Raw genomic sequence first — 2295 nt, 5'->3', positions numbered from 1 at the left:
CAAAAATCAGTGTTGGTGCGATCCAAAAGCTGTTAACTAAAGCCAGAGAGTTAAGGCTTGGTTGGCCATTGCCTGACGATATGAATGATGGTGAACTGGCAAAGCTTTTTTATCCTCAAGCCGATATTCGTCAGTCATCACGCTTTGAGTTGCCAGACTGGCCGTATGTTCGTAAAGAGCTGAGCCGAAAAGGCGTCACCAAGATGCTGCTGTGGGAAGAGTATTGCACTCAGTTTCCAAATCGTTGTTACAGCTATTCTCAGTTCTGCGATCGCTTCTTACACTGGTTGAAAAAGCAGAAGCGTTCGATGCGGCAAATTCATATTGCCGGTGAAAAGCTGTTTGTTGATTATGCCGGGCAAACTATGCCCGTTGTTGACCCACATAGCGGCGAAATACGCTTTGCCCAAATATTTGTTGCCGTGCTCGGCGCATCAAATTATACCTACGCCGAAGCGACCTATTCGCAAACCCTGCAAGACTGGTTAGGCAGTCATGTCCGAGCCTTTGAATTCTTCGGTGGTGTACCGGAAATCGTTGTGCCGGACAACTTAAAGAGTGCAGTCACAAAGGCCTGCCGATATGACCCAGATACCAATCCTAGTTACCAGCAACTGGCGGACCATTATGGCGTTGCCGTTATTCCGGCAAGACCCTATAAGCCAAAGGACAAGTCCAAGGCGGAAGTTGGTGTGCAAATCATCGAACGTTGGATATTGGCTGTTCTTCGTCACCAAACCTTTTTCAGCTTGGCAGAGCTTAATCACGCGATTAAAATCTTGCTTGAACAGGTGAATAATAAACCATTCAAACAATTGCCAGGTTGTCGTGCTGAGGCTTTCGCTGAGCTTGATAAACCTGCGTTAAATCCACTGCCGAAACATCCGTATCAATTTATTGATATCAAACCCGCTAAGGTTAATATCGATTATCACGTTCAATACGATAAACATCACTACTCGGTACCACATCACTTAGTGGGTGAAAAAGTGATGCTGCATGCCAGTGACTCACTACTGCAAATTCTGTTTCAAAATAACGTCATTGCCAGTCATCCTCGAAAGCATCACCCTGGCACTAGCACTGAGCCGGCGCATATGCCAAAACGCCATAGCAAACACCAACAATGGACGCCAGAGCGGTTGACTCGCTGGGGTGCAGACCTTGGTGATAACGTAAAATGTTGGGTGGAAAATCAGCTCAAGAGTAAGCAACATCCGGAACAAGCTTACCGGAGCTGCTTAGGCTTGCTAAACCTAAGTCGGAGTTACCCAACCGAGCGGCTAAACACCGCGTGTGGTATTGCCAACAAGCAAGGCCTGGATCGGGTAAAACAAATCAAATCCATTCTCATCAGCAACCTCGACACGTTACCGCTTGATGATGAGCCTGCCACTATCTTGCCGCAGGAACATGAAAATGTTCGTGGCCCAAAAGACTTCCACTAGAGGATACCTATCATGATAAATCAAACCATCGACAATCTTCGTCAGTTAAAAATGTCAGGCATGGTAACGGCGCTAAACCAGCAGCAAGAACAGCCGTCCACCTACGAAGGCTTAAGCTTCATTGAGCGGTTAAACTTGTTGCTGGAACACGAATGCCTTGACCGAGAACATCGAAAACAACAACGATTGATAAGCGCGGCAAAACTCAAACTAAACAGTACGCCGCAAGATATCGACTACCAACACCCTAGAGGCTTAAAACAAAGCCAGGTAGCCAGTCTGCTCGTGTGCGACTGGCTGAGTAAAGGCCAAAATCTGCTAGTCACTGGCCCATGTGGTAGCGGCAAAACTTACATTGCTTGCGCCCTTGGTCACCAAGCCTGCTTAAAGGGCTTCAGCGTGAAATACTTCCGCATATCTCGGCTGTTACTCAACCTGACACAAGCCAAAGCAGATGGCACTTATCAACGTTTGCTCAAAAATATTGCGAAAGTGAAACTACTGATCCTTGATGACTGGGGGCTAGAATCTCTCAAGGCATCACAGCGAAATGACTTGCTGGAAATTATGGAAGACAGATACAACTTAAACTCGACCGTTGTTATCAGCCAACTGCCGACTGATACCTGGCATCAATCGATTGGTGACAACACTCTCGCTGACGCGATCTTAGATCGCCTAATGCACAATGCTCATCGAATAAATTTGAAAGGAGAATCTATGAGAAAAACAATTAAAAGTTGACGCATCGTGAACACTTGCGCTAAAAATTAAAGAAGGTTACGCGTTAAAAATTCAGGTGTTCACGATAAACCGGAATCGGTGTTCACGTTCGCCGGAATATGCA

At 46.3% G+C, this 2295-nt stretch carries 2 protein-coding genes; both read left to right on the top strand.

Annotation, left to right across the window (positions count from 1 at the left end):
• Positions 1–1448, top strand: a 1448-nt coding sequence (gene istA, locus ND16A_RS09885) for an IS21 family transposase (protein WP_033077487.1), incomplete at its 5' end; no start/stop codon positions are given.
• A 9-nt stretch (positions 1449–1457) separates the two neighbouring features.
• Positions 1458–2192: an IS21-like element helper ATPase IstB gene (istB, locus tag ND16A_RS09890; RefSeq protein WP_327144390.1), complete on the top strand. Its 735-nt coding sequence runs from the start codon at positions 1458–1460 to the stop codon at positions 2190–2192.
• Positions 2193–2295 lie beyond the last annotated feature (103 nt).

It is taken from the genome of Thalassotalea sp. ND16A, from assembly GCF_000764205.1.
Taxonomy (GTDB): Bacteria; Pseudomonadota; Gammaproteobacteria; order Enterobacterales; family Alteromonadaceae; genus Thalassotalea_A.
This window is presented reverse-complemented; position numbering and strand designations above follow the sequence as displayed.